Source organism: Serratia odorifera, assembly GCF_041448735.1.
GTDB classification, from domain to species: Bacteria; Pseudomonadota; Gammaproteobacteria; order Enterobacterales; family Enterobacteriaceae; genus Serratia_F; species Serratia_F odorifera.
The window spans coordinates 184,680-209,948 of the sequence record NZ_JBGMUT010000007.1 but is presented as its reverse complement, the minus strand read 5'-3'; the positions used below and the strand labels follow the sequence as shown (position 1 = coordinate 209,948).

The window sequence follows — 25,269 nt, the reverse complement described above, 5'->3', positions numbered from 1 at the left end:
AGGGCATCGTGGTCGATGTGGCCAACGAGCGAACATTGACTGGATCAATTATTTTTATTTCAATGACCTATATAAATAACGTTTACCCTAAAGGGGTAAATCGGGGGGTAGCTTGCGCCAGATCAAACTCTTATCGTCTGTAGGGTCATTCGATGCCAATTTTTCCGCCGCAGCGCTATTACGTAATGTATATAACGATAGACAATCAGCGCCTGAAATCAGCCCGTCGCCACGCCGGCGTATTTGTGTTGCAAAAGCGCCGGTTTTGTCTTCGAATGGCATCGCCACATCTGCCGCTACCCTAGAAGGACGCCGTTTTGCTCGTTAAACGTTCAGTAACCAGTAGCCTGGCCAAGGCGCTGATCTGCATTGTGGTGCTGTCGGTACTCTCTACCGGCCTGGCGCTGACCACCGTTGCCGATAGCCTGCGCGACGCCGAAGCGGTCAATATCGCCGGTTCGCTACGCATGCAAAGTTACCGCCTGGCTTACGATCTGGCGCAACATAACGCCGCGCTGGAACAGCATCTGGCGGCATATCAGCACACCCTGCAGGCGCCGGCATTACAGAAACTGGACCGGTTCTACGTGCCGCAGGAGGTACGCGAGAAATACCTCACTCTGCTGCAGGCGTGGCAGCGGCTGGAACAGCAAATTCACAACGGACAAACGCAACACTATCAGGACAATGTCGCCAGCTACGTCAGCCAGATCGACCGGTTTGTGCTGGCGTTGCAGCGTTACTCGGAACTCAAGCTGGCGATCGTCGCCACCATCAGCGTGGTGGGCTATATCGCCATTATCGGCCTGGTGCTGTTCTGCATCCGCTTTATGCGCCGCCAGGTGGTGGCGCCGTTGAAACAGCTGGTCGCCGCCAGCCAGCGCGTGCAGCAGCGGGACTTCAACCATCCGCCACTTGACGTGGCATTGCCGAACGAACTGGGGGTTCTGTCGACCACCTTTACCGCCATGTCCAGCGACCTGTCCCGGCTCTACCAGTCGCTGGAGCAGAAGGTGCAGGAAAAAACCGAGCGCCTGCAACAGGCCAATAAAACGCTGGAAGTGATGTACAGCTGTTCACAGGCGCTGAGCGTCGGGCAAATCGATCAACAGGCGTTTGAAGAGGTATTGCACATCGTGCGTCACAGCGAACAGTTGCCCTGCATTGAACTCAATGTGCAAGACAACCTCAGCCAGTGGCGGCTCGGCAGCGGCGAGGCGCTGGCCGACCAGCCGTGGCAGCGGCTGACCATCATGCAGGAAGAGCGTCCGCTGGGGCAGTTGAGCTGGCAGACCCACAGGCTGACGCCAAACCCGCATCTGATGCAAAGCGTGGCCAACATGCTCGGCCGCGGCCTATACTTCAACCGTGCGCAAAAGCAGCACGTGCAATTGCTGCTGATGGAAGAGCGGGCCACCATTGCCCGAGAACTGCATGATTCACTGGCACAGGCGCTGACCTTTTTACGCATCCAGATGACGCTGCTCAAACGCACACTGGCGGACGGTTCGCCACAGGCGCAGGCGATCATCGCCGACTTCGAGCGTGCGCTGGCGGACGCCTATCGCCAGTTGCGCGAGCTGTTGGCCACTTTCCGGCTAAGCATTCAGGAAGCGGATTTAAACACCGCCTTGCAACAATTGCTGGCGCCATTAAAAATTCTGACCGGCGCCCGGATTCGGTTACACTGTCGACTTTCCTCGCAGGCGTTGAATGCCCAGCAGCAGGTTCATGCGCTGCAGATCGTGCGCGAAGCGGTGCTCAACGCCATCAAGCACGCCGACGCGCAGGAGATCGTCATTCGCTGCGGCGTGGCCGACAACGGCGACAACCATATCTGCATCAGTGATGACGGTTGCGGCATCGACAGTCTGGACGAGCCGGAAGGACACTATGGCCTGTCGATCATGAGCGAGCGCGCCACGCGCCTGGGGGGGGAGTTACACATAACACGTAGAGAACAGGGCGGTACCGACGTCTGTCTGACGTTTCCACCATAAAATAAACAACGGGTGTACCCCTTCGTTACGGCAGTTCGCGCCATCGCGCCAATTGCCACTATTTTAAAAGAGTCAGTTCCACTCGTTTAACCCGTGTTCGAGTGGCTTTACTCGCTACAGGGAGCACTTTTCATGATGAAGCACTACCAAGTGATGATCGTCGACGACCACCCGCTGATGCGGCGCGGCATCAAACAGTTGCTGGGGCTGGATCCGCTATTTACCGTGATAGCCGAAGCCAGCAATGGCAACGACGCCATCGCATTGGCCGCGCAGCACACCCCCGACGTCATTTTGCTGGATCTGAACATGAAGGGTCTTTCCGGCCTCGATACCCTGAAAGCCATGCGTCACGACGGCGTGGATGCGCGCATCATCGTGCTGACCGTGTCAGACGCACGCAACGATGTCTATGCCCTGATCGACGCCGGCGCCGACGGGTATCTGTTGAAGGACAGCGAGCCGGAACAGTTACTGACCTCGATTCGACTGGCCGCCGAGGGCGAGAACGTGATCAGTGATGCGGTGGCGGATTACCTTTCTTCCCGCAGCGAGCAGCACGATCCGTTTGCCGATCTTACCGAACGGGAACTGGATGTGTTGCAGGAAGTGGCTCGCGGCATGTCAAACAAACAGGTCGCAGTGCAATTGCACATTTCGGAAGAAACGGTAAAGGTGCATATTCGCAATATGCTGCGCAAACTGGACGTGCGCTCGCGCGTGGCCGCCACGGTGATGTATCTGGAACACAAGAGCCAATAAACCGCTCCCCGGCGCGTCGGGGAGCTTTATGCTATCGCGCCCAGCAGCGCCTGATGATGCTGATAAACCCAGCTTTTGCTGAGTGGCCCCCAACTGTCCAATTGATAATAACCGTCGTTATTGCGTACCCCCTGCTGTATGAACTGCAATTCCACCCCCAGGCCAGGCAACGCCTTCAGCACGTCCTGCAAGGTGCGACGCGGCCAGCCGGTCAGCTCCATCAGCCGTGGCACATTCGGCCGCTCGCTGTGGCTGATCAGCCAGCATAAATACAGGCGGCGGGCAAATACCGGGTTTATTTCCATTCCTTACTCCAACGTCAGATTAATGCCGGTTTAGTTAACAAACGCTGATTAGAGGTTGTCATGGCGTTTGTTTGGCAAAACTCGCCGCCGGCGCGGGCATAGGCTACCGTTATTTACATTATCTCCTTTTTTTCTCCACGCTTTATCTGCGCTTCACGAGTAAAGTGCATTAGCGTCGGAATCCTTCCCAACCGCCAATAACGCAACGTTAATGCGTAATTAAAGATAGAACAAGACACCACGAGGTTCGCGCTACATGGCCAATTTTTTTATTGATCGCCCGATTTTTGCCTGGGTGCTGGCAATTATTCTTTGCCTCACCGGCGCATTGGCGATTTTTTCGCTACCGGTTGAACAATATCCCAATCTGGCGCCGCCAAACGTGCGTATCAGCGCGAACTATCCGGGTGCTTCAGCGCAAACGCTCGAAAATACCGTTACGCAAATCATCGAACAAAACATGACCGGCCTCGACAACATGATGTATATGTCGTCGCAAAGTACCAATACCGGCCGTGCCACGGTCACGCTAACCTTTGACGCCGGCACCGATCCGAACGAAGCAATGCAACAGGTGCAGAACCAGCTGCAGGCGGCGATAAAACGCTTGCCGCAGGCGGTGCAGCAGCAAGGGGTGACGGTATCAAAATCTGGCGACACCACCCTGATGATGGTGGCATTCGTCTCCACCGACGGCAGCATGGACAAACAGGATATCGCCGATTACATCGTCTCCAACCTGCAAGATCCGCTCAGCCGTATCAACGGCGTCGGCAGCATGGACGTTTACGGTTCGCAATACGCCATGCGTATCTGGCTCGATCCCAACAAACTCAACAGTTACCAGCTGACCACCGGGGACGTGGTCAGCGCCATCCAGTCGCAAAATGCGCAGGTGGCGGTCGGCCAGCTTGGCGGAACGCCGTCGATCGACAAGCAGGCGCTGAACGCCACCATCAATGCCCAGTCGCAATTGCAAACGCCGGAACAGTTTCGCCAGATCGCCTTAAGGGTCAATCAGGACGGTTCGCTGGTGACGCTCGGCGACGTCGCCAGCGTTGAGCTGGGCGGAGAAAACTACGATTACCTCAGCCGCTATAACGGCATGCCAGCCGCGGGGATGAATATCAAACTGGCCTCCGGCGCCAATGAACTGCAGACCGATGAACTGGTTAAGGCCAAAATCAACGAGCTGTCGCAGTATTTTCCGCGTGGGCTGGAAGCCAAGGTAGCCTATGAAACCACGCCGTTTGTCAAAGCCTCGATCCAGGACGTAGTGAAAACCCTGCTGGAAGCGATTGTGCTGGTGTTCCTGGTGATGTACCTGTTCTTGCAGAACTTCCGCGCGACGCTGATCCCGACCATTGCCGTACCTGTGGTGCTGCTCGGCACCTTCGCCATTCTCTCGGCCTGCGGATTCAGCATCAACACCCTCACCATGTTCGCCATGGTACTGGCCATCGGCCTGTTGGTGGATGATGCCATCGTGGTGGTGGAAAACGTCGAACGCGTGATGAGCGAAGAAGGTCTGCCGCCGCGTGAAGCCACCCGAAAATCCATGGGCCAGATCCAGGGGGCGCTGGTGGGCATAGCCATGGTGCTGTCGGCGGTGTTTATTCCAATGGCGTTCTTTGGCGGCACCACCGGCGCCATCTACCGCCAGTTTTCCATCACCATCGTCTCTTCCATGGTGCTGTCGGTACTGGTGGCGATGATCCTCACCCCTGCCCTGTGCGCCACGCTGCTCAAGCCGGTTGCCAAAGGGCATCATCACGGCAAGCGCGGCTTCTTCGGCTGGTTCAACCGCATGTTCAACCGCAGCGCCATGCGCTATGAGCGCGGCGTGGCGCGGGTGTTGCACCACAGCGTACGCTATATGCTCATTTACCTGCTGCTGCTCGGCGGGCTGGCGTTGCTGTTCCTGAAATTGCCGACCTCGTTCCTGCCGCTGGAAGATCGCGGTGTGTTCACCGTGCAGGTGCAACTGCCTGCGGGTTCGACTTTGCAGCAGACCGCCAAGGTGGTGGAAAAAGTGGAACACTATCTGCTGACCAAAGAGCAACGGGACGTGCTGTCGGTGTTCGCTACCATCGGCGCGGGTCCGGGCGGGAATGGCCAGAATGTAGCGCGCATGTACGTACGCTTGAAGGATTGGGACGAGCGCGGTTCCGGCGAATCGTCGTTTGATATTATTGCTCGTGCCACCAAAGCGTTCGCCAACATCAACGAAGCACGGGTGATCGCCAGCAGTCCACCGGCGATCAGCGGCATGGGCAGTTCGTCCGGCTTCGATATGGAGTTGGAAGATCATGGCGGGCTGGGCCACAGCAAGCTGATGGCGGCGCGCGATCAACTGTTGCAACTGGCGGCAGCAAGTCCACTGCTGTCGCGGGTGCGCCACAACGGCCTGGATGACAGCCCGCAGTTGCAAATCGATATCGATCAGCGCAAGGCGCAGGCGCTGGGCGTCAGCATCGACGATATCAACAACACCCTGTCGACCGCCTGGGGCTCGACCTACGTCAATGACTTTGTCGATCGCGGCCGGGTAAAAAAGGTTTACGTGCAGGCGGCAGCGCCGTTCCGCATGCTGCCGGGGGATATCGACAAATGGTACGTGCGCAATGGCAACGGCGGCATGGTGCCGTTTTCCGCCTTCGCCACCAGCCGCTGGGAATACGGCTCGCCGCGTCTGGAACGCTATAACGGCAGCTCGGCGGTAGAAATTGTCGGCGAAGCGGCCGACGGCGTCAGCAGCGGTACCGCAATGAACGAAATGGAACGCCTGGTCAGCCAGTTGCCGAACGGCTTTGGGCTGGAGTGGACCGCCATGTCATACCAGGAACGCCTGTCCGGTTCACAGGCGCCGGCGCTGTATGCCATTTCGCTACTGGTGGTGTTCCTGTGTCTGGCGGCGTTATATGAAAGCTGGTCAATCCCGTTCTCGGTGATGCTGGTGGTGCCGTTGGGGGTGATTGGCGCCGTGGCCGCCACCTGGCTGCGCGGGCTGGAAAACGACGTTTACTTCCAGGTTGGCCTGCTGACCATTATCGGGTTGTCAGCCAAGAATGCCATTTTGATCGTCGAGTTTGCCAACGAACTGAATCAAAAAGGCCAGGATCTGACGGCGGCGACGCTGGAGGCCGCACGTATGCGCCTGCGGCCGATTCTGATGACCTCGCTGGCATTCATCTTTGGCGTACTGCCGATGACCATCAGCCAGGGTGCCGGCTCCGGCAGCCAGCATGCCGTCGGTACCGGCGTCATGGGGGGTATGATCTCTGCCACGCTGTTGGCGATCTTCTTTGTGCCACTGTTCTTTGTGCTGGTGCGGCGGCGCTTCCCCGGTCGGCAAACGGTGCCGCCGCTGGTGGAAAAAACCGGAGAGTAGACATAAAAAAAGCAGCGTCGGCATACCGATGCTGCTTTTTATCGAGAACCATCCGCAGGATGCTCCCAGAGGGTTTCAAGACTAAACAATTCAACCAGCCTTGTTGTTAATTGTCAGTTGCCCAACATTTCGTCGATGAAATCTTTCCAGTTTCCCAACTCACGATCTACCATAAACTTTACAACCTCACTTATTTGACGCTGCGAATTCTACGCCTGTTTTTTGACCAAGTGAAGCTTTTCGGGAACGATGCCAGCCAATGAAACCGGGGTTAGCGCACATTTTCGGATTATTCACCCACTCAAGCCTGCACGTGTTTGTCTTGTGCGGTCAATTTTTCCGTAGTAGCGTGCCCAAAGCGCCCTATTGACACTAAGGTACCGTCGTTATGCCTGCAACGTTAAACATCGAGCAGTTGAAAGCGCTTGGCCGCTATCAGGAAGCGACCGAGCTGGCCATACAGCAGTTGCAACGGCAGCCGGAAGATGCGGCGCTGCATTATCAACTGGCCTGTCTGTATGATAGCCAAGGCCTGGAGCAACAGGCGATCCCTTGCTATCTGGCGGCGCTGGCCCGTGACTTGCCGGCACAACAGCGCCAGGAGGCCTGGCTCGGGCTGGGCAGCACCTACCGCGCACTGGGGCAGTATCAGCAGTCATTGGCCAGCTTTGACCACGGGCTGGCAGAATTCCCGCAGGCCAAAGAGATCACCCTGTTCCGCGCGATGACGCTGTACAACCTGGGCGAAACCAAACAGGCGGTGGCCGACCTGTTGCTACTGCTGGCAGAGACCTCTACACATCGCGATATCAGCAGCTATCAACGGGCGATCCGCCAATACGCTGCCGATCTCGATCGCATCGGCTAAGGAGAAAGCATGGAGATTGTCACCGATCAACGCCGCTACGCGGTTGACTGGCAACGGCTGGCCGAGCTGCTGGAGGCCGCCGGGCTGGGCAAGCGCGATCCGCTGCTCACTGAACAGATCTACGGCAACAACCAGTTCTGCTATTGGGGCTACCTGAACGGCGAGCTGATCGCGACCGCCCATGCCATCAGCGATCGCATTTCCGTCGCCTATCTGGCCGACGTCGCCATTCACCCCGACTTTCAAGGGCGCGGCTACGGCCGACAGTTGATGGATCGCATCATGGAAGATCTGGCTCCGCTGGGCAAAATATTCATCTATTCGGTACCGGACAAGCTGGCGTTCTACAAAAGATACGGTTTCCACGACCTGACCACCGGCATGGTATTCGCTGAAGGCGCCACCCTGACCCGTCTGCAAAACAGCGGCTATGTGCGCTGAACCGTCACGCGAGATTAGCGTAAAGAGAGGTTAACCCATGCCGCACACGCCGTGGCTCAATGAAACCACCCTGGTGGGTAACACCGTCAGCCTGCTGCCGCTGCGTAATGAACACACCGCAGACCTGTTGACCGCCGCCGCCGACGGCAAGCTGTGGGAGCTTTGGTTTACCTCGGTTCCCAATGAAGACACGGTAGCAGAATACGTCGCGACGGCGCTGAATGAGCAAGCCATAGGGCAGGGACTTCCGTTTGTCGTGGTACATAACGACAGCCAGCAGATCATCGGTACGACGCGCCTTTGCCACGCCGATACGCAAAATCGCCGCGTCGAAATCGGCTACACCTGGTATGCCAGGCGCTACCAGAAAACCGTCGTCAATACCGAATGCAAATGGCTGCTGCTGCGTCATGCATTCGAACAACTGGCAGTGATTGCCGTCGAGTTCCGTACCCACTGGCACAATCATGTTTCACGGGCGGCCATTGCCCGTCTCGGTGCCAAGCAAGACGGCGTGCTGCGCAATCATCAACGCAACGCGGATGGCAGCTACCGTGATACGGTGGTGTTCTCAATCGTCGATCATGAGTGGTTAATGGTCAAAAGGAACCTGGCATATAAACTGCGTCAATGGGGTCAATGATTGCCGTGCGATGAACGATCACGCCTTCCCCGGCGGCCCATCCGGCGGCTGCTGAAACAGCGAGCTTGTGTGGCGAACGCCTGACCCGGTGATCCATTGGGCGGGATGCGCGTTTTTTTCGCCCATCCCGCGCTTTAGGACCATTGTACGGTGGAACTCATCGCCGTTTTTCGGCATGCTGAACGCTGGCTCTCATTACGCCGCCGCAGGCGGTTTACCACCGGTTAACCCTCGGTGTTTCGTGGCAGAAAAGGTTTTAACTCCATGACGTTGACCATGTACGGCATCAAAAATTGTGACACCATCAAAAAAGCGCGTCGCTGGCTGGAAGAACAGGGCGTGGCCTATCAATTTCATGACTACCGGGCAGACGGGCTGAACGAAGGGCAACTGCGCGGTTTTGTCGAACAACTGGGCTGGCAGCCGCTGCTGAATACTCGCGGCACCACCTGGCGCAAGCTGGACGAGGCCGAACGCAACGCCTGCGACAACGCCGACGCGGCGATTGCGCTGATGCTGGCCCAACCGGCGATCATCAAGCGTCCGCTGCTCGACGACGGTCGTGGCCACGCCCTGCTCGGCTTTAGCGCCGACGGCTATCAGCAATTCATTTCCGAGGTAAGCGCATGATTTGCCCCGTAATCGAACTGGCGCAACAGCTGATCAAGCGCCCTTCTCTGAGCCCGCACGACGAAGGTTGCCAGGCCATCATGATTGAACGCCTCAAGGCCATCGGCTTCACCATCGAACCGATGGACATTGAAGACACGCAAAACTTCTGGGCCTGGCGCGGCGAAGGCCAAACGCTGGCGTTCGCCGGCCATACCGATGTGGTGCCAAGCGGCGATGAAAAACGCTGGGACAACCCGCCATTTGAACCGACCATCCGCGACGGCATGCTGTATGGCCGCGGCGCGGCAGACATGAAAGGTTCGCTGGCGGCAATGGTAGTGGCAGCGGAACGCTTTGTCGCCGCTCACCCTAATCACCAGGGCCGGTTGGCGTTTCTGATTACCTCCGATGAGGAAGCCAGCGCCACGCACGGTACCGTCAAAGTGGTGGAAGCGCTGATGGCGCGCAACGAACGCCTGGATTATTGCCTGGTGGGCGAGCCTTCCAGCACCGATCGCGTCGGCGATGTGGTGAAGAACGGCCGTCGCGGTTCGATCACCGCCAATTTGCATATCCATGGCATTCAGGGCCACGTCGCCTACCCGCATCTGGCCGACAACCCGGTGCACCGCGCCATGCCGGCACTGAACGAACTGGTGGCGACCGAGTGGGATCGCGGCAACGAATTCTTCCCGCCGACCAGCATGCAGATTGCCAACGTGCAGGCCGGTACCGGCAGCAACAACGTGATTCCCGGCGAACTGTTCGTGCAGTTTAACTTCCGCTTCAGCACCGAACTGACCGATACGCTGATCAAACAGCGAGTGGAAGAGTTGCTGGAACGGCATCAGTTGAACTACAGCATCGACTGGCGGCTGTCTGGCCAACCATTCTTGACGCCACGCGGTGCGTTGGTAGATGCGGTCGTCAACGCGGTTGAACACTACGCGGAGCTCACGCCGCAGTTGCTGACCACCGGTGGCACGTCCGACGGGCGCTTTATCGCCCAGATGGGCGCACAGGTGGTAGAACTGGGGCCAGTCAACGCCACTATTCATAAAGTCAATGAATGCGTCAACGCTGCCGATCTGCAACTGCTGAGCCGGATGTATCAACGCATTATGGAGCAACTGGTCGCATGATCACCGCCGAGATGCTTACCGGCCGTTCAACCGCGCACCTGGCGCCGCTGGTCGGCAATCACCGTCTGCAACCGCAGGCGGTCACGGCGTTTGTGGCCATGCAGCAGGCCGCGCAACGGGCCGGTTTTGACTTGCAGCCGGCCAGCACCTTTCGTGACTTCGATCGGCAACTGGCGATCTGGAATGGCAAATATTGCGGCGAGCGCCCAGTATTAGATAGGAATAGCCAACCGATCAGCGTCGCTCCCCTGTCGCCCGCCGAGCGCTGTGAAGCGATTTTACGCTGGTCGGCATTGCCGGGTGCCAGCCGCCACCACTGGGGCAGCGATCTGGACGTATACGATCCGACGCTGTTGCCGCCGGGAAAAAAACTCCAGCTGGAACCGTGGGAATATGAACAAGGCGGCTATTTTCATCGGCTTAATCAATGGCTGAGCGCGCATATGGCCGAGTTCGGTTTTTATCGCCCGTTCACCGAAGACGGTGACGGCGTTGCGGTGGAACCCTGGCATTTAAGCTATCGACCGCTGGCACAGGAAGCCGAACATCTGCTGACGCCGGCGCTGCTGTTGGCGGCCTGGCAAGATAGGGAGGTTGCCGGTGCTGAATGGCTTGAACGCCATTTACCGGCGATTTTTTCGCGTTTTATCTCCCCTGAAGGAAAGGTGTAAGTATGGAATGGTTAGCGGATTACTGGTGGATTATCTTGCTGATTCTGGTTGGCATGATTGTCAGCGGGATTAAGGAATTGCGTCGCGTTGACGTAAAGAAATACCTGGCCGACAAGCCGGAATTGCCGCCGCACCGCGATAATAATGCGCAGTGGGATGACGAAGACGACTGGCCAAAGAAAAAGAAATAGTCTCAGGGCGCATTATGCGCCCTGAGGTTTATTTAAAGGCAATCAGATCGCCGCGCCGACCCAACAGCGCTTCATCCCAATAGCGCTGCGGCACGTAGAAGTGCAAACGCTCCAACGCGTTGTCCATCATACCCTGATTGATACCGTGGCCGACGCCCGGCTCTACGTCCAGCGTGAAATCCACGCCGTTAGCCTGCATACGTTCAGCCGCGGCCTGTGCATGCCCGACGGCGATGGTCGCGTCATCCTGGCCGTGAATCAAATGCACCACGCTGTCGCCAAAATCCCCTTCAGGCAGACGCGCAAAACGCCCGCTGAACGCCACCACGCGTCCTGCCAGCTGCGCCTCGACTTTCAACGCCTCCAGCGCCATGATAGCCCCCTGCGAAAACCCGACCAGCGCGGTGCCCGCATGACCGATGCCGCTCTGTTGCTGCCAATAGCGCACCGTTTGAACAAAATTCGGCATCACCTGCGCAATGCGTGCGACGCGGTTTTCTTCCGTGATGTCCTGCACGGAAAACCACTGGCGACCGGAACCGTTGCCAAACGGCAGTGGTCCACCGATGCTCACTACCAGCGCGTTGGGAAACGATTTGGCAAAATAGCTGCCGATCTCGCCCATCGCGACCGGATTATCGCCCACGCCATGAAACAGCAAAAATAATTGCTCAGCCGGCGTTGCAGGGCTTTGGACAACGAAATGTGCGTGTTTCATTACAGACTCCCTGGTTGCGCGAATACGCCGGGCTGACCCGGCACCTGTCATTACTATACGCCGTACAGAGAACGGGAAAATCGGGTTTTATTGAACAACTCTTTCCATTTATTGCAATGACTCGGCGGGAGAGGTCTGCGCCCAATCGCGCCATTGGCGGCAATGCTGCGGCTGCAGATGCTCAAGCCCTTGCCCGGCTTCCTGCCGCCATTGGCGCAGCAACGCCTTCTGACCGCTGACGCCGGCCTGTGCCACGCATTGTGCCACCGTCAGTTGCCGTTGCAGATGCATACGCAGCGCCGGCAATGGCAGACAACTGGCCAGCAATAAACGCTGCAAGGCGCCCAGGCTGGCCTCTAACGGACGGTGGGCGAAGGCAAAACCCGCCAGTTCGCGCCAGTCGGCTTCGTCAAGCAACGGGTCGCCGTCGTCACCGGGTATGTCCAGAGCCAGATCGATGCGCTGCCGCAGCCAGCGCCAGTCACGAGTTAAATGCTTGTGAGCCGCATGGCACAGCGCTTCGCCCTGCTCGCTGAGTGGCAGTAGCGCCATCGCGCTGTAGCAGCCGCTGCTGGCCTCGCGCTGGCTGCCGATGCGTACCAGCTCGAAGCCGCAGGCGCGCCAGAAACGCCACAGTGGCTCGGTATAGCCAAAACTGACGGAGAGATAATCCAGTCCCTGCGCCTGCTGGCGCTGCTGTTCAATCAGCTGGCGCGCGATGCCCTGCCGCCGCAGTTCGGGCAGTACCGCAATGCGGCTGATGCGGCGGGCGCGCAGCGTCGGCGCCCACCACTGGCCGCTGTGCGCCGCCAGTGATTGCGCCACCAGATTACCGCGCGGCCGTCGTCGTCCGGCCCACACATCGTGTGCCAGCGCACTGCTCGAACCGCCTTCGTCCACTAGCCACAGCGCCCCCACCACCTCGTCTGCCAACAATGCCGCGCTGAAATGCATCCCTGGCGCGTCCATCAATCGACGCAGATCGAGCGGCGAGGTTCGATAATGCGCACTGCTGAGCAGCGCGTAAAAACGGCGTAGCAATCGCGCATCGGCACACAGCTGCGGCTGATCCAACATGCGTAAAACCGGCGTATGCTCCGGCGCTGACCAGGCCGGCAGTTCGTGAAACAGCAAGGCGTTATCAATCAGTCGCTCCAGCGGATCGCCTGCCGCCCAACGCATCGGCTGGCTGAGCGTCAGCGCTTGCCATTGCGGCAGAGACGCGCAGAACTTCAGCAAAAAGCCACGCCCGGTGCCCTCGTAGCCCTGAACGGTAGTGGTTAACAACACACGTGGGAAATAACTGACCAACTGTTGCAACAGCGGGCCGGGGATCGCCGCCGCTTCATCTACCAGCAACCAATCGACGTGCGGCGCCCCCTGTTCGCGACAGTGCGCCAACAGGGCATCCGGCGCCCAGAACTGCGCCTGCCCCTGCGCCCAGTGGCTGGCGACCTCGGTGGCGGCTCGGCTGGGGCCGGTGATCCAGCAATTGAGCGGTGAATGCGCGACCAGCATACCGGCCAGCGTGGATTTGCCGCGGCCGCGTGGCGCAGTCAGCACCCAGATGCCGGCCTCGGCGGCGAGTAATTGCGCCAGCAGCGTCTGCTGTTCGGCGGTTGGTGCGCCGTCCGGCGCCTGCCAGACCGCTCGCGGCGGTAGCGCGGCAAACTGCGGTGAGTGCCCCTGTCGCCAGTGGCTGACTTCGGCGTCGGCCGCCAGTTGCTGTTGCAGATGATGAATAAAGTTCGGCGTGGCAATAGGTTGTGGGCAATCGCTCCAGCGCAGGCTGTCGGCATCCGTCCGCTGCGGCCACAGGCTCGATGGCGGCGTCAGCAAAATTAACCAGCTGCCAGCCTGCAATACGCCGGCGAGCTGCGCCAGCGCCTCGACGTCCAGTCCATTGGCGGCATCAAACACCGCATGCAGCCGCTCTTGCCCGAGCAGAGCGCGTACCGCACCGCCAGAGAGTGCCGCCATGCCGTGCGGCGCGTCATCACCCACCCACGGCCAATCTCCTGGCAGGCTGGCCACCAGCTGTTGCGCCTGCTGTCGGCACCACGGCGCGTCGCCGCTCACTACCAGCAGTCGACGGATACCCTGTTGCTGCATCAACCGTTGCGTTGTCTGTAACATCATTTTTCCAGCCCCGCATTCAGCAAGCTCGGCGAACGCGTCGCCGTCAGCGCATCCGGCAAAGGGATATTGCATCACGGTGACGGCAGTTACGCCCCCGCCGACGGGTTCGTCAGACGACGGGGATCATTGCCCGTACCGCCACCGGCATGCCGGCAGTTTTAACGCGAGGCGAAGGTATTGCAGGTGTTTGGATCGCCGCTGTCAAAACCCTGTTTGAACCAGGTGTAGCGCTGTTCGGAGGTGCCGTGGGTAAAGCTGTCCGGCACCACGCGGCCCTGGCCTTGCTGTTGCAACCGATCGTCGCCGATCGCCTGCGCGGCGTTCAGCGCCTCTTTCAGGTCGCCTTCTTCCAACATTTGCTGCTTCTCGGCATATTTACCCCATACGCCGGCAAAACAGTCTGCCTGCAGCTCCATTTTCACCGACAGACGGTTAACTTCCACCTGGCTGGCACCCTGCTGCATCTGACGTACTTTCGGTTCGATGCCCAACAGGTTCTGTACGTGATGCCCCACTTCGTGCGCCACCACGTAAGCCTGTGCAAAGTCACCGCCGGCACCCAGCTTGTCTTTCATGTCCTGATAGAACGACAGATCGATATACACCGTTTTGTCGCCCGGGCAGTAGAACGGTCCCATCGCCGACTGGCCGGTGCCGCAGCTGGTACGCGTCACACCGCGATACATCACCAGCTTCGGCGCTTGATAGGTTTTCCCCATCCGCTGGAAGACTTCATTCCAATTGTCTTCGGTGGAAGCCAGCACCACCGAGGTAAACTTCGCCAGTTCGTCATCCTTGGGGCTGATGCTGGCGCTCTGCTGCTGGGTGGTAGAGACGTCGCCACCGGTCAGCAGCGGCGACAGGTCGATGCCGTAATAGCCTGCGACCAGCACCACCACCAGCAGCACAATACCGCCCTTGCCGCGAATCGGCGGCCGGAAACCACCGCCACCCAAACCTGAAGACTGCCCGCGACGATCCTCAACATTGTCACTTTCTCGACGCCCTTGCCAACGCATAAATAAACTCCAGTGTAGGTTTTTAATAATCGTAGGAAACTCGCCCACTGATTGCCATTATAAATGCTTGTTGGCGGAGGAAAGGCAGAAATTTGCTGGAAATGAAAAAATGACGGGGCGAGCAGCCAGGCCGCCCCGGAAATGCGCGGGGTTTAGTCCAGTTTCACGCCGATGCGGCGCGCCACTTCTTCGTAGGCTTCAATCAGCCCGCCCAGGCTCTGGCGGAAACGGTCTTTGTCCATTTTATCGAGGGTATTCTTGTCCCACAGGCGGCTGCCGTCCGGCGAGAACTCATCGCCCAGCACCACTTCACCGTTGAACAGACCGAACTCCAGTTTAAAGTCCACCAGGATCAGCCCTGCGTCGTCAAACAGCTTACTCAGCACTGCGTTGGCCTGATAGCTCAGCTCGCGCATACGCGCCAGGTGCTCTTTGCCAACCCAGCCGAAGGTTTCGCAATAGGATTCGTTTACCATCGGATCGTGCATCGCGTCGTTCTTCAAGAACAGATCGAACAGCGGCGGATTCAGCTCCAGGCCTTCTTCAATGCCCAGGCGCTTCACCAGCGAACCGGCAGCGCGGTTGCGGATCACGCATTCGACCGGCACCATGTCCAGCTTCTTGACCAGCACTTCGTTGTCAGACAGCAGGCGTTCCATTTGCGTCGGGATGCCGGCCTCTTCCAGCTTGCTCATGATGAAGTGGTTGAATTTGTTGTTCACCATCCCCTTGCGATCGAACTGTTCAATGCGCTGACCATCCAGTGCTGACGTATCGTTGCGGAACTCCAACACCAGCAGATCGGGGTTTTCGGTGGTGTAGACGGTTTTCGCCTTTCCGCGATACAGCTCAGCTATTTTTTGCATCTTCTGACTCCAATAAAAGAATCCCCTTCATCTTTCAAACCATGGCGCCGTTGGCCGTTGCTTGAAATCTCTTGAGGATAAAATTGATACCACTGATTCTTTAACCACACGCATGGATATATTGTGCCAAACCTGCCACGCAAACGATACCGTATTCGTAAAACAAAAAGGGGCCGAAGCCCCTTTTGCGTTATTTTGCGCTGGTCTGACTGAACGCTGCCTGGAAGGCCGCGACCAGAGCGTCGTTCTGCGACTGGGTCAGCGGCTTGCCTTTCGAGTCGATGAATTGCAGGCTGGTACGGTTGTTCAAATCACCGACCTGCAATTTGTAGTCCCCGGCGGACAGCTCCGGATCCTTCACGCCCAGGGCATCCCAATCACCGCTGCTCAGCGGTTTATAGGTCACTGCGACGGTGCCCTGCGGACGGCTGCGGTCACCCACGTTCATCCCCAGTTTTTCCATCGCCGGCGGCAAGCGATCCCACACCACGGTGTAAGGCGCACGCACGATCAGCACCGGCAGGCCGGTATCGTCTGCACCGCTCTGCACGTCAAGCGCGCCAAAACGGTTGGCGTTCTGGTTGCTCGCCAGGTTGTCCTGCTTGTCCAGGCCTTCGGTGATGGTATTCATCATCATGCCGTTGTAGCGCTGGATTTCCGAGGCGTCGGTCACCGGTTCGGTTTTGCCCTGCTGCTGCAGGCCGACCGATTTGACGATCAGCGCCTGCTGATAGCCCTGCTGCTGTACGCTGATCTGATAGCGACCTTCATACTGGTTGTCTTCATCCAGACGGTTCCACTTCACCCAGTCGGTGGTCAGGCTCTGACCGGCGTCCTGGCGTGAAGCGATTGGAATGTTCTTGGCCTGCAGCATGCTGACCACCCGCGACCACAGGTTCTGGTTCTGCGGGCTGTTTTCCAGCAGCAGCGTGCCGCTGTCGCCGGCGTATTGCGCGCGTGAACCGCTCAGCAACGCCAGTGGCTGCACCGGCGGACGAATGTCCAACTGCTTGCCGTAGGCGCCTTTGGCGGCAACCGGAGGAACGTCGTAGTTACCATTCTGAATCGGCAAAATCATGCCGGCCGGCGCGTTCAGCGACTTCAGCGGCGCTGCGTCAAGATAAGCCTCGTCGCCGCTCACCTGGCGTTTGTAACGCTGATCGCTGGAACAAGCCGCCAGCATCATTACCAGCGAGATCCCAACGACTTTTGCTACCGTCGACTTTTGCAATGAATAAGCCATCAAATTTCCCTTAGAGTTACAGCAAACCGGCGCTTTTCAACGCGCGCTCCACCACCGGGCGGGCGGCGTCGGTCAGCGGCGTCATTGGCAGACGCAGCGTATCGGTTGCCATCAATCCCAATGCCTTGCAGGCCCATTTCACCGGAATTGGGTTTGCTTCTACAAACAAATCCTGATGCAACGGCATCAAGCGCTGATTTAGTCGGCGTGCTTCGGCGAAATTGCCCTGCGCCGCCAGTTGGCAAAGCTGCGCCATTTCGCGCGCCGCCACGTTGGCGGTAACGGAAATGACCCCTTTGCCACCCAGTTGCATAAAGTCCAGACCGCTGGCGTCGTCGCCGCTCAGCAGGATGAAGTCTTCATCATCAACCAGCACTTGGATCTGGCTAACACGACTTAAGTTCCCCGTTGCTTCTTTAACGGCGACAATATTTTTGATTTTGGCCAGGCGCGCAATCACCGGCGGCAGCATGTCACAGCCGGTGCGCGAAGGCACGTTGTACAGAATCTGCGGCAGGTCGGTGCTGTCGGCGATAGCCTTGAAGTGCTGATACAGCCCTTCCTGGGTCGGTTTATTGTAGTAAGGCGTGACCGTCAGGCAACCCGCGACGCCGCTATGGTTAAAACGTTCGGTCAATGAAATCGCTTCGGCGGTGGCGTTGGCGCCGGTGCCGGCAATCACCGGAATACGGCCATCGGCCAGTTCCAGCGTCTGCAATACCACCTCCACATGCTCATCATGGGCAAGCGTTGCGGATTCGCCAGTGGTGCCTACGGATACGATTGCCGAGGTTCCGCTGGCAACATGATAATCAATCAGTTTTTTTAGGCTCGCACGATCGACTGCGCCTTTGGCGTCCATCGGCGTAACCAGTGCAACTATACTTCCCGTAAACATTGGCCGTCCCCTCCACAAACAAGTCACTCATGGTACTTTTGCTGCCTATCCAAAAGCAAGCAAACAACGGTGTTGTAAGCGCTTGGCAGGCGGTTTTTTTTATGTTTACCTTGATATACCCTTTTAGTATGCAGGAACCTCCATGTCAGATGAACACTATCTGGTGATTACCGCGCTCGGCGCAGACCGCCCCGGTATCGTCAACACCATCACTCGCCACGTCAGCAGCTGCGGGTGCAATATTGAAGATAGCCGTCTGGCCATGTTGGGCGAAGAGTTCACCTTTATCATGCTGCTGTCCGGCAGTTGGAACGCCATCACGCTGATCGAATCCACGCTGCCGCAAAAAGGCGCCGAGCTCGATCTGCTGATTGTGATGAAACGCACAAATTCACACGAACGGCCGCCAATGCCGGCCACCGTGTGGGTGCAGGTCGAAGTCAAGGACTCCCCGCATATCATCGAGCGTTTTACCGATCTGTTCGACACCAGCCAGATGAACATCGCCGAATTGGTGTCACGCACCCAGCCGGTCGATGACGACCTGTCGCCACAGCTTTATATTCAGATCACCGCACACAGCTCCGGCAACCAGGCGGCATCAAATATTGAGCAAGCCTTTCATCGCCTATGTACAGAATTGAATGCGCAAGGCAGTATTAGCGTTGTGAACTATCCACAGCATGACGAGAAAGATGGAGAGTAGTGATGAGCCCATTGAAAGCCGGTGATACAGCGCCGAAATTTAGTTTGCTCGACCAGGACGGCGAGGAAATTAGTTTGGCCGACTTCCAGGGACAGCGAGTGTTGGTTTATTTTTATCCCAAGGCAATGACGCCGGGCTGCACCGTGCAAGCCTGCGGCCTGCGGGACAATATGGACGAATTGAAAAAGGCCGGTGTCGAAGTGCTTGGCATCAGCACCGACAAACCGGAAAAACTGTCCCGTTTTGTCGAGAAAGAGTTGCTTAACTTCACGTTGCTGTCCGATGAGGATCATCAGGTAGCACAGCAGTTCGGCGTCTGGGGCGAGAAAACCTTCATGGGCAAGACCTATGACGGCATCCATCGCATCAGTTTCCTGATTGACGCCAACGGCCAGGTTGAAAAGGTGTTTGATGATTTCAAAACCACCAATCACCACGACATCGTGCTGAGCTACCTGCAAGCACACTGAGTCGTCGCCGGTCGAATATCCGCAACCACCTCGCTTGAGGTGGTTTTTTTATTGCTTCAACTCACTCTTTTTCCATATCAACCAGCATATCGTCCGGCCAGGCGTGCACCACCGCCTTCACCAGCGTTGCCAGCGGAATGGCAAAGAACACGCCCCAGAACCCCCACAGTCCGCCAAAAACGATCACCGACAGGATAATCACCAGCGGGTGCAGGTTAACGGCTTCCGAGAACAGAATCGGCACCAGCAGATTGCCGTCCAGCCCCTGCACCACCAGATAGGCGACGATCAGCGTCCAGAAATCCGCACCGACGCCCCATTGGAACATCGCTACCACCACCACCGGAATGGTTACCAGCACCGCACCGATATAGGGGATAAGTACCGAGAACCCGACCAACACCGCCAACAGCAGCGAATAGCGCATATCCAGAATGATAAACACCAGATAGGTGGCAACGCCGACAATCACCATTTCCAGCACTTTGCCACGGATATAATTGGTGATCTGCTGATTCATCTCGATCCACACCTGACCGGCCAGCCCACGGTTACGTGGCAGCACCCGGCGCACCGCGTTCAGCATCTGTTCCTTGTCCTTGAGCAGGAAGAACGCCATCAGCGGCACCAGGATCAGGTAGATGGCCAGCGTCAAAAGCCCCACCAGCGACGCCAGCGAAAACTTCACCACCGACTCGCCCAGTCCGGAAAGCCGCGCGCGGAGGTTTTCTGCCATCATGTCGATAATGCCGGCATCCACCAGCGCCGGATAACGCTTCGGCAAGGTGGCGGCATAGTTGTAGAACTGGTTAACCATCCCCGGCAGATCGGTCATCAGGTTGATGCCCTGCTGCCAGGCGGTCGGCGCCACCACCAACACCAGCAGCATGGCGATACCGCCAAACACCACCAGTACCATGCTGGCAGCCCAGGTGCGTGAGCACCCTATGCGCTGCAGACGCGCGGTCGGCCATTCCAGCAGGTAGGCCAGTACGATCGCCACCAGCAGTGGCGTCAGGATGCCGTGAAAAAAGTAGAGAATGCAGAACCCGGCCAGCAGAATCACCAACAGCGCGATGGCCTGCGGGTCGGTAAAACGACGACGGTACCACTGTAATAACATCTCCAACATCAGAGAGTGCTCCTTGATTCCATGAATGAGGATCGTTGTCCACCTTTCCCTGGCGGCCCAGCGGGATAACATTGTTATTTGTTTTAACACAATTTTAGCCCGAAAATCCCTGGGCAAAAGTTTCATTGTGGCTCACGGCTGACTATGATGTGATGGGTCTGTCCCACGGTGCGTAAACGGCATTTTTGTGAACCAGCGCACCTTCGGGCTGATTGTACTGGAGAGTCCGGCACGGAAGAAGAACTCTTATCGGCGATAGGCGTCCTAGTTACTACCACATCACGAGGGATACCCCTGACTATGACCACCCGGTTGACCAAAACAGCGATTGCGTTTCTGTTACTCGGCACGCTCAGTTCCACTGCGGTGGCGCCTGTCAGTGCGGAAACGCAGGATCAACTGCCGGATATGGGCACCACCGCCGGCGGGACCTTAAGCATCGGTCAGGAATTGGCGATGGGCGATTTTTACGTGCGCCAGTTGCGCGCCAGCACGCCGCTGATCAACGACCCGCTGCTGAACACCTACATCAATCAGTTGGGCAACCGGCTGGTGGCAAGCGCCTACTCGGTGCGCACGCCGTTCCATTTCTTCCTGGTGCGTAACGACGAAATCAACGCCTTTGCCTTCTTCGGCGGCAACGTGGTGCTGCATTCGGCCCTGTTCCGGGAAACCGACAACGAGAGCCAGCTGGCGTCGGTGCTGGCGCACGAAATTTCACACGTCACCCAACGCCACCTGGCACGCGCGATGGAAGACCAGCAACGCAATGCCCCGTTGACCTGGGTCGGCGCGCTTGGCTCGATCCTGTTGGCGATGGCCAACCCGACGATGGGCATGGCCGCGCTGAGTGGCACCATGGCCGGCACCCAGCAAGGCATGATCAGCTTCACCCAGTCCAACGAGCAGGAGGCCGATCGCATCGGTATTCAGGTGCTGCAACGCGCCGGCTTCGATCCGGAGGCGATGCCGAGTTTCCTGCAAAAACTGGCCGACCAGGCGCGCTATGCCTCCAAGCCGCCGGAGATGCTGCTGACCCACCCCTTGCCTGACAGCCGCCTGTCCGATGCCCGCAACCGCGCCAACCAGATGCCACGCCATATCACGCAATCCACCGAGGATTACTATATGGCCAAGGTTCGTGCGTTAGGCATGTACAGCAGCGTCGGCTACGGGCTGAGGGAAGATCTGCTGGACAGCTATGCCAAGGGTAACGTGCGCCAGCAAATCGCCGCCAAATACGGCCGTGCAATCCTGTTTTACGAAGCGAAGAAGTACGACAACGCACGCAATATCATTGCGCCGCTGCTGGCCAAGGACAGCAATAACGTCTGGTTCCTCGATCTGATGACTGACATCGATCTCGGCCAGAAACGGGCATCGCAGGCCATTGCACGCCTGCAGGCCGCCAACGCGGCGCAAAGCAATAATCCGGTGTTGCAGCTCAACCTGGCCAACGCCTACGTCGAAGGCAACCAGCCGGCGCAGGCGTCAAAAATTCTCAACCGTTATACTTTTGCCCACCCGGACGATCCGAACGGCTGGGATCTGTTGGCGCAGGCCAGCGCGGCACAAGGGCTGCGTGACGAAGAACTGTCGGCACGCGCCGAAAGCCTGGCGCTGGCCGGGCGGCTGGATCAATCCATCAGCCTGCTCAGCAACGCCAGTTCACTGCAAAAACTCGGTAGCCTGAAACAGGCGCGTTATGACGCGCGCATCGATCAGTTGCGCCAGTTGCAGCAGCGCTTCCGCCAATATCAGCGCAGTTGATTTAACAAGGAAACTCGATGAAAGACGTCACGATTTACCATAACCCTCGCTGCTCCAAAAGCCGCGAAACCCTGGCATTGCTGGAACAGCAAGGCCTCCAGCCCAAGGTGGTACTGTATCTGGATAGCCCACCGTCGGTGGCACAGTTGCAACAGTTGCTGCACCAGCTGGGCTTCAGCTCGGCACGCGAGCTGATGCGTAAAAAAGAAGATTTATATAAGCAATTGCAGCTGGCGGATGCGGGGCTGAGCGAACAGCAGCTGCTGCAAGCGATGGTGGACAATCCAAAACTGATCGAGCGGCCGATCGTGGTGAACGGCCATCAGGCGCGTATCGGGCGCCCGCCGGAGCAAGTGCTGGAGATTCTTTAACCCCCGGGATCCGCGCAGCTGGATCCTTATAAGCCGAGAATTTCCTTCACAAACGGAATAGTCAGCTTGCGCTGTGCGGTGATCGACGCGCGGTCAAGCTGATCCAGCGTCATGAACAATGTGCGCATTTCACGATCCAGCCGCTTGAGCAAAAAACGCCCCACGTCTTCCGGCAGTTCAAAACCACGCAGTTTGGCACGCAATTGCAGCGCCAGCAGTTTTTCCGTATCGGACAGCGGTTGCAGCTTGTAGATCTGCCCCCAGTCAAGGCGAGACGCCAGGTCCGGCAATTGCAGATTCAGCTGGCGCGGCGGGCGATCGCCGGTAATGAACAGCCGCGTGCGACCGGTTTCCAGAATGCGGTTGTACAGGTTGAAAATGGCCATTTCCCAGGCTTCATCGCCGGCGATGCATTCAATGTTATCAATGCACACCAGCGCCAACTGCTCCATGCCATCCAGCACTTCCGGCACAAAATAGGCGCGTTTATCCAAGGGCACATAGCCGACCGCTTCGCCGCGTTGCGACAGCTCGGCGCAGGCGGCGTGCAGCAAATGGCTGCGCCCACCACCTTCGCGCGACCAGAAATAGATATAACTGCCATGTTCCTGAACAACGGCAGACTGGATCGCAGCTAATAGGGATGGGTTCTCCCCCGGATAAAAACTGGCGAACGTTTCATCGTCGGGAAGATAAAGTGGCAGTGAAAGCTGTGCCGGCGTATTCAGAAGCACCTCAACCAAAACTGGCAGGAAAACGGCATCAGTCTAACACAGAAAACGGCGACTGTTGAACCGGCAGGATTTTATGCCGCAATAGTGAGCGGCATCAGCGCACGATCGCCGTTTGGCGGCGGCTGGGCGCCGACAATGTTCCATCGGGCGGGTTTGTATTTTTGCTACAACCTGTCCTAGTATGGATAGGCAAACTGCAATTTCCACTATTTGGGTTACCGAAAGGACGTAAACAATGAAATCATGGAATAAAGTATTGTTGGCCTCGGTCATCGGCTTACTGGTCGCCGGCTGCGATGATGCCTCCAAAGTAGACGCTAACCTGGACAAGGCAAAAAACAGCGCCGAACAGCTGAAAGACGCCGCAGACAAGAAGGCCGAGCAGTTGACCGACAGCGCGAAAGCCAAAGCGGAAGAGATCAAGCAACAGGCATCCGCACAGGCCGATCGCTTAAAAGACCAGGCTTCCTCGCTGAAGGACGACGCCACCAAACAGGCGGATGTGCTGACCGGCGATGCCAAAGCCAAGGCCGAAGCCATCAAGCAGGAAGCGGACCAGCAAAGCCAGCAACTGGTTGAGCAGGCTAAAAATATTAAAAACGACGCCATCAGCGGCGCAAACGATCTGACCGAGCAGGCCAAGGCCAAAACGGCTGAAATCAAGCAAAGCATGGATAATAAAGTGCAAGACGCCCAAAACCAGGCGGATGCCGCCACTACTCCGGCTGAACCACAGCCAGCCCCGGCAACCAACCCGTAATCGGCCTACGGCAAATAGCGAAAAGGGCGGCAAAGCCGCCCTTTTTACTGGCCAATAACCCGCACGTTATTTTTGATCGACGCGCTCTTCCACGACGTCAATCACCTCTTCTTCCTTGCGCCACAGGCTAATGAGCTTGAACAGCAGGCTTAGACCGATGCCGACCACGGTCGCCAGCGCCATGCCTTTCAGTTCGGCTGCGCCAATATGCACCTTCGCCCCGCTGACGCCGATGATCAGGATCACCGAGGTCAAAATCAGGTTCTGCGCCTTGTTATAATCCACTTTGGATTCAATCAGCACGCGAATACCGGATGCGCCAATTACGCCGTACAGCAACAGCGAGACGCCGCCCATCACCGGCACCGGCACCGCCTGAATCGCAGCCGCCAGTTTACCAACGCAGGACAACAGAATAGCCAGCACCGCCGCGCCGCCGATCACCCAGGTACTGTAAACCTTGGTAATCGCCATCACGCCAATGTTTTCACCGTAGGTGGTGTTCGGCGTCGAACCGAAAAAACCGGAGAACATGGTCGACACACCGTTGGCGAACATCGAACGATGCAGGCCGGGATCGCGCAGCAAATCTTTTTTGACAATATTTGCCGTCACCACCAGGTGGCCAACGTGTTCGGCAATCACCACCAGCGCCGCGGGCAGGATGGTGAAGATGGCAAACCACTCAAAGCGCGGGGTGTAAAAGGTTGGTAGCGCAAACCAGTGCGCTTCACGAATCGGCGTCAGATCGACCACGCCCATAAAGAATGACAGCGCGTAGCCCACCAGCACCCCAATCAGGATCGGGATAATCGCCAGAAAACCGCGGAACAGCACCGAGCCAAGAACGGTTACCGCCAGCGTGACCAGTGAAATGGTCACGGCGGTGCCGTCAACCGCAGCACCATCGGCCGGCAGCAGGCCGGCCATATTGGCCGCCACGCCCGCCAGTTCCAGACCGATTACCGCCACAATCGCCCCCATCGCCGCCGGCGGGAACATCACGTCGAGCCAGCCGGTACCGGCTTGTTTGACGATCAGCGCGACCAGGCAGAACAACGCGCCGCAGATGATAAAACCGCCGAGCGCCACCTCATAGCCCAACGGCAACAGTAACAACACCGGTGAGATAAACGCGAAGCTCGACCCCAGATAGGCCGGGATTTTACCCTTGCAGATAAACAGGTACAGCAGCGTGCCAATGCCGTTGAACAACAGCACCGTGGCCGGGTTGATCTTGAACAGGATCGGTACCAGCACGGTGGCACCGAACATCGCGAACAGATGCTGGAAACTGAGTGGAATGGTCTGAAGCAGCGGCGGGCGTTCACTGACGCCAATGGCGCGACGGGTCATACGGTTTTTCCTCTGCTATCCCGGTCATACCTGCCGCTGTCTTGCCGTTGGCTGCGCGCAC

Annotated in this window: 26 protein-coding genes; 15 read left to right on the top strand and 11 right to left on the bottom strand. The window is 57.9% G+C overall.

What is annotated here, in order from left to right:
• The first annotated feature begins 317 nt into the window (after positions 1-317).
• Both narQ and ACCC84_RS17630 read left to right on the top strand, forming a co-directional pair.
• Positions 318-2,000 (top strand): nitrate/nitrite two-component system sensor histidine kinase NarQ, encoded by a 1,683-nt coding sequence (narQ, locus tag ACCC84_RS17635; protein WP_371902131.1) that lies wholly within the window; start codon positions 318-320, stop codon positions 1,998-2,000.
• A 132-nt stretch (positions 2,001-2,132) separates the two neighbouring features.
• On the top strand, positions 2,133-2,762 hold the full coding sequence (locus ACCC84_RS17630) for a response regulator (RefSeq protein WP_039991852.1): 630 nt from the start codon (positions 2,133-2,135) through the stop codon (positions 2,760-2,762).
• 26 nt (positions 2,763-2,788) lie between these two features.
• Here the strand turns inward: ACCC84_RS17630 and ACCC84_RS17625 are convergent, their stop codons facing one another.
• Positions 2,789-3,067 (bottom strand): winged helix-turn-helix domain-containing protein, encoded by a 279-nt coding sequence (locus tag ACCC84_RS17625; RefSeq protein WP_004960017.1) that lies wholly within the window; start codon positions 3,065-3,067, stop codon positions 2,789-2,791.
• A 256-nt stretch (positions 3,068-3,323) separates the two neighbouring features.
• Here ACCC84_RS17625 and acrD point away from each other — a divergent pair, with 256 nt between their 5' ends.
• The gene (gene acrD, locus ACCC84_RS17620) at positions 3,324-6,458 is read left to right on the top strand and encodes a multidrug efflux RND transporter permease AcrD (RefSeq protein WP_004960015.1); all 3,135 of its coding nucleotides are present in this window, start codon (positions 3,324-3,326) and stop codon (positions 6,456-6,458) included.
• Between the two features lie 113 nt (positions 6,459-6,571).
• On the opposite strand, the gene ypfM is transcribed toward acrD, so the two are convergent.
• Complete coding sequence (ypfM, locus tag ACCC84_RS17615; RefSeq protein WP_100396732.1) at positions 6,572-6,631, bottom strand: protein YpfM; 60 nt, start codon at positions 6,629-6,631, stop codon at positions 6,572-6,574.
• A 215-nt stretch (positions 6,632-6,846) separates the two neighbouring features.
• On the opposite strand from ypfM, the gene ACCC84_RS17610 reads away from it, so the two are divergent.
• From ACCC84_RS17610 to ACCC84_RS17580, 7 genes are all read left to right on the top strand, one after another.
• A complete protein-coding gene (locus ACCC84_RS17610) occupies positions 6,847-7,326 on the top strand; it encodes a tetratricopeptide repeat protein (RefSeq protein WP_004960012.1) in 480 nt (159 codons plus the stop codon).
• A 9-nt stretch (positions 7,327-7,335) separates the two neighbouring features.
• Positions 7,336-7,767, top strand: a complete 432-nt coding sequence (locus tag ACCC84_RS17605; protein ID WP_371902130.1) for a GNAT family N-acetyltransferase — start codon at positions 7,336-7,338, stop codon at positions 7,765-7,767.
• Positions 7,768-7,804: 37 nt separating this feature from the next.
• Positions 7,805-8,410, top strand: coding sequence for a GNAT family N-acetyltransferase (locus ACCC84_RS17600; RefSeq protein ID WP_004960008.1), 606 nt, complete (start codon positions 7,805-7,807; stop codon positions 8,408-8,410).
• Between the two features lie 264 nt (positions 8,411-8,674).
• Positions 8,675-9,040: an ArsC family reductase gene (locus tag ACCC84_RS17595; RefSeq protein ID WP_004960002.1), complete on the top strand. Its 366-nt coding sequence runs from the start codon at positions 8,675-8,677 to the stop codon at positions 9,038-9,040.
• On the top strand, positions 9,037-10,164 hold the full coding sequence (dapE, locus tag ACCC84_RS17590) for a succinyl-diaminopimelate desuccinylase (RefSeq protein WP_371902129.1): 1,128 nt from the start codon (positions 9,037-9,039) through the stop codon (positions 10,162-10,164). The genes ACCC84_RS17595 and dapE overlap by 4 nt, the downstream gene beginning before the upstream one ends.
• Positions 10,161-10,835 (top strand): M15 family metallopeptidase, encoded by a 675-nt coding sequence (locus tag ACCC84_RS17585; RefSeq protein WP_198773644.1) that lies wholly within the window; start codon positions 10,161-10,163, stop codon positions 10,833-10,835. Before dapE ends, ACCC84_RS17585 begins: the two co-directional genes overlap by 4 nt.
• A 2-nt stretch (positions 10,836-10,837) precedes the next feature.
• Positions 10,838-11,026, top strand: coding sequence for a YpfN family protein (locus ACCC84_RS17580; protein ID WP_004959994.1), 189 nt, complete (start codon positions 10,838-10,840; stop codon positions 11,024-11,026).
• Between the two features lie 28 nt (positions 11,027-11,054).
• On the opposite strand, the gene ypfH is transcribed toward ACCC84_RS17580, so the two are convergent.
• The 6 genes from ypfH to dapA all read right to left on the bottom strand — a co-directional run bounded on the left by ypfH (position 11,055) and on the right by dapA (position 17,909).
• Positions 11,055-11,744, bottom strand: a complete 690-nt coding sequence (ypfH, locus tag ACCC84_RS17575) for an esterase (RefSeq protein WP_198773643.1) — start codon at positions 11,742-11,744, stop codon at positions 11,055-11,057.
• Between the two features lie 108 nt (positions 11,745-11,852).
• Positions 11,853-13,880 carry a tRNA(Met) cytidine acetyltransferase TmcA gene (locus ACCC84_RS17570; protein WP_198773683.1) on the bottom strand — a complete coding sequence of 676 codons (2,028 nt, stop codon included), beginning with the start codon at positions 13,878-13,880 and terminating at the stop codon, positions 11,853-11,855.
• Between the two features lie 161 nt (positions 13,881-14,041).
• Complete coding sequence (gene ypfJ, locus ACCC84_RS17565; RefSeq protein ID WP_004959984.1) at positions 14,042-14,902, bottom strand: KPN_02809 family neutral zinc metallopeptidase; 861 nt, start codon at positions 14,900-14,902, stop codon at positions 14,042-14,044.
• A gap of 152 nt (positions 14,903-15,054) precedes the next feature.
• Positions 15,055-15,768, bottom strand: a complete 714-nt coding sequence (gene purC, locus ACCC84_RS17560; RefSeq protein WP_004959981.1) for a phosphoribosylaminoimidazolesuccinocarboxamide synthase — start codon at positions 15,766-15,768, stop codon at positions 15,055-15,057.
• A gap of 190 nt (positions 15,769-15,958) precedes the next feature.
• Positions 15,959-17,011 carry an outer membrane protein assembly factor BamC gene (bamC, locus tag ACCC84_RS17555; protein WP_004959979.1) on the bottom strand — a complete coding sequence of 351 codons (1,053 nt, stop codon included), beginning with the start codon at positions 17,009-17,011 and terminating at the stop codon, positions 15,959-15,961.
• 16 nt (positions 17,012-17,027) lie between these two features.
• Complete coding sequence (gene dapA / locus ACCC84_RS17550) at positions 17,028-17,909, bottom strand: 4-hydroxy-tetrahydrodipicolinate synthase (RefSeq protein WP_004959976.1); 882 nt, start codon at positions 17,907-17,909, stop codon at positions 17,028-17,030.
• 142 nt (positions 17,910-18,051) lie between these two features.
• On the opposite strand from dapA, the gene ACCC84_RS17545 reads away from it, so the two are divergent.
• Both ACCC84_RS17545 and bcp read left to right on the top strand, forming a co-directional pair.
• Complete coding sequence (locus ACCC84_RS17545; RefSeq protein WP_004959973.1) at positions 18,052-18,615, top strand: glycine cleavage system transcriptional repressor; 564 nt, start codon at positions 18,052-18,054, stop codon at positions 18,613-18,615.
• A 2-nt stretch (positions 18,616-18,617) separates the two neighbouring features.
• On the top strand, positions 18,618-19,085 hold the full coding sequence (gene bcp, locus ACCC84_RS17540) for a thioredoxin-dependent thiol peroxidase (RefSeq protein WP_004959970.1): 468 nt from the start codon (positions 18,618-18,620) through the stop codon (positions 19,083-19,085).
• Positions 19,086-19,146: 61 nt separating this feature from the next.
• On the opposite strand, the gene ACCC84_RS17535 is transcribed toward bcp, so the two are convergent.
• Positions 19,147-20,217 carry an AI-2E family transporter gene (locus ACCC84_RS17535; RefSeq protein WP_039991850.1) on the bottom strand — a complete coding sequence of 357 codons (1,071 nt, stop codon included), beginning with the start codon at positions 20,215-20,217 and terminating at the stop codon, positions 19,147-19,149.
• A gap of 300 nt (positions 20,218-20,517) precedes the next feature.
• On the opposite strand from ACCC84_RS17535, the gene bepA reads away from it, so the two are divergent.
• Together bepA and arsC are read left to right on the top strand one after the other, a co-directional pair.
• On the top strand, positions 20,518-21,987 hold the full coding sequence (bepA, locus tag ACCC84_RS17530; RefSeq protein WP_004959964.1) for a beta-barrel assembly-enhancing protease: 1,470 nt from the start codon (positions 20,518-20,520) through the stop codon (positions 21,985-21,987).
• 17 nt (positions 21,988-22,004) lie between these two features.
• Positions 22,005-22,358 carry an arsenate reductase (glutaredoxin) gene (gene arsC, locus ACCC84_RS17525; RefSeq protein ID WP_371902128.1) on the top strand — a complete coding sequence of 118 codons (354 nt, stop codon included), beginning with the start codon at positions 22,005-22,007 and terminating at the stop codon, positions 22,356-22,358.
• Positions 22,359-22,384: 26 nt separating this feature from the next.
• On the opposite strand, the gene hda is transcribed toward arsC, so the two are convergent.
• Complete coding sequence (gene hda, locus ACCC84_RS17520; protein WP_039992615.1) at positions 22,385-23,092, bottom strand: DnaA inactivator Hda; 708 nt, start codon at positions 23,090-23,092, stop codon at positions 22,385-22,387.
• Between the two features lie 235 nt (positions 23,093-23,327).
• Here hda and ACCC84_RS17515 point away from each other — a divergent pair, with 235 nt between their 5' ends.
• Positions 23,328-23,852 (top strand): E3 ubiquitin--protein ligase, encoded by a 525-nt coding sequence (locus tag ACCC84_RS17515; RefSeq protein WP_273870325.1) that lies wholly within the window; start codon positions 23,328-23,330, stop codon positions 23,850-23,852.
• A 66-nt stretch (positions 23,853-23,918) separates the two neighbouring features.
• Here ACCC84_RS17515 and uraA read toward each other — a convergent pair whose 3' ends face one another.
• Positions 23,919-25,208, bottom strand: a complete 1,290-nt coding sequence (gene uraA / locus ACCC84_RS17510) for a uracil permease (RefSeq protein WP_004959950.1) — start codon at positions 25,206-25,208, stop codon at positions 23,919-23,921.
• Positions 25,209-25,269: the final 61 nt, after the last annotated feature.

What these genes read in the sequence shown, in the direction of transcription:
- uraA (WP_004959950.1), bottom strand. Translation starts at nt 25,208, where the DNA reads ATGACCCGTCGCGCCATTGGCGTCAGTGAACGCCCGCCGCTGCTTCAG.
- ACCC84_RS17610 (WP_004960012.1), top strand. Translation starts at nt 6,847, where the DNA reads ATGCCTGCAACGTTAAACATCGAGCAGTTGAAAGCGCTTGGCCGCTAT.
- ACCC84_RS17595 (WP_004960002.1), top strand. Translation starts at nt 8,675, where the DNA reads ATGACGTTGACCATGTACGGCATCAAAAATTGTGACACCATCAAAAAA.
- ACCC84_RS17630 (WP_039991852.1), top strand. Translation starts at nt 2,133, where the DNA reads ATGATGAAGCACTACCAAGTGATGATCGTCGACGACCACCCGCTGATG.
- ACCC84_RS17585 (WP_198773644.1), top strand. Translation starts at nt 10,161, where the DNA reads ATGATCACCGCCGAGATGCTTACCGGCCGTTCAACCGCGCACCTGGCG.
- dapA (WP_004959976.1), bottom strand. Translation starts at nt 17,909, where the DNA reads ATGTTTACGGGAAGTATAGTTGCACTGGTTACGCCGATGGACGCCAAA.
- purC (WP_004959981.1), bottom strand. Translation starts at nt 15,768, where the DNA reads ATGCAAAAAATAGCTGAGCTGTATCGCGGAAAGGCGAAAACCGTCTAC.
- ACCC84_RS17580 (WP_004959994.1), top strand. Translation starts at nt 10,838, where the DNA reads ATGGAATGGTTAGCGGATTACTGGTGGATTATCTTGCTGATTCTGGTT.
- ACCC84_RS17625 (WP_004960017.1), bottom strand. Translation starts at nt 3,067, where the DNA reads ATGGAAATAAACCCGGTATTTGCCCGCCGCCTGTATTTATGCTGGCTG.
- ypfH (WP_198773643.1), bottom strand. Translation starts at nt 11,744, where the DNA reads ATGAAACACGCACATTTCGTTGTCCAAAGCCCTGCAACGCCGGCTGAG.
- bepA (WP_004959964.1), top strand. Translation starts at nt 20,518, where the DNA reads ATGACCACCCGGTTGACCAAAACAGCGATTGCGTTTCTGTTACTCGGC.
- arsC (WP_371902128.1), top strand. Translation starts at nt 22,005, where the DNA reads ATGAAAGACGTCACGATTTACCATAACCCTCGCTGCTCCAAAAGCCGC.
- ACCC84_RS17515 (WP_273870325.1), top strand. Translation starts at nt 23,328, where the DNA reads ATGAAATCATGGAATAAAGTATTGTTGGCCTCGGTCATCGGCTTACTG.
- ACCC84_RS17535 (WP_039991850.1), bottom strand. Translation starts at nt 20,217, where the DNA reads ATGTTGGAGATGTTATTACAGTGGTACCGTCGTCGTTTTACCGACCCG.
- acrD (WP_004960015.1), top strand. Translation starts at nt 3,324, where the DNA reads ATGGCCAATTTTTTTATTGATCGCCCGATTTTTGCCTGGGTGCTGGCA.
- ACCC84_RS17545 (WP_004959973.1), top strand. Translation starts at nt 18,052, where the DNA reads ATGTCAGATGAACACTATCTGGTGATTACCGCGCTCGGCGCAGACCGC.
- bcp (WP_004959970.1), top strand. Translation starts at nt 18,618, where the DNA reads ATGAGCCCATTGAAAGCCGGTGATACAGCGCCGAAATTTAGTTTGCTC.
- ACCC84_RS17570 (WP_198773683.1), bottom strand. Translation starts at nt 13,880, where the DNA reads ATGTTACAGACAACGCAACGGTTGATGCAGCAACAGGGTATCCGTCGA.
- bamC (WP_004959979.1), bottom strand. Translation starts at nt 17,011, where the DNA reads ATGGCTTATTCATTGCAAAAGTCGACGGTAGCAAAAGTCGTTGGGATC.
- ACCC84_RS17600 (WP_004960008.1), top strand. Translation starts at nt 7,805, where the DNA reads ATGCCGCACACGCCGTGGCTCAATGAAACCACCCTGGTGGGTAACACC.
- dapE (WP_371902129.1), top strand. Translation starts at nt 9,037, where the DNA reads ATGATTTGCCCCGTAATCGAACTGGCGCAACAGCTGATCAAGCGCCCT.
- ypfJ (WP_004959984.1), bottom strand. Translation starts at nt 14,902, where the DNA reads ATGCGTTGGCAAGGGCGTCGAGAAAGTGACAATGTTGAGGATCGTCGC.
- ACCC84_RS17605 (WP_371902130.1), top strand. Translation starts at nt 7,336, where the DNA reads ATGGAGATTGTCACCGATCAACGCCGCTACGCGGTTGACTGGCAACGG.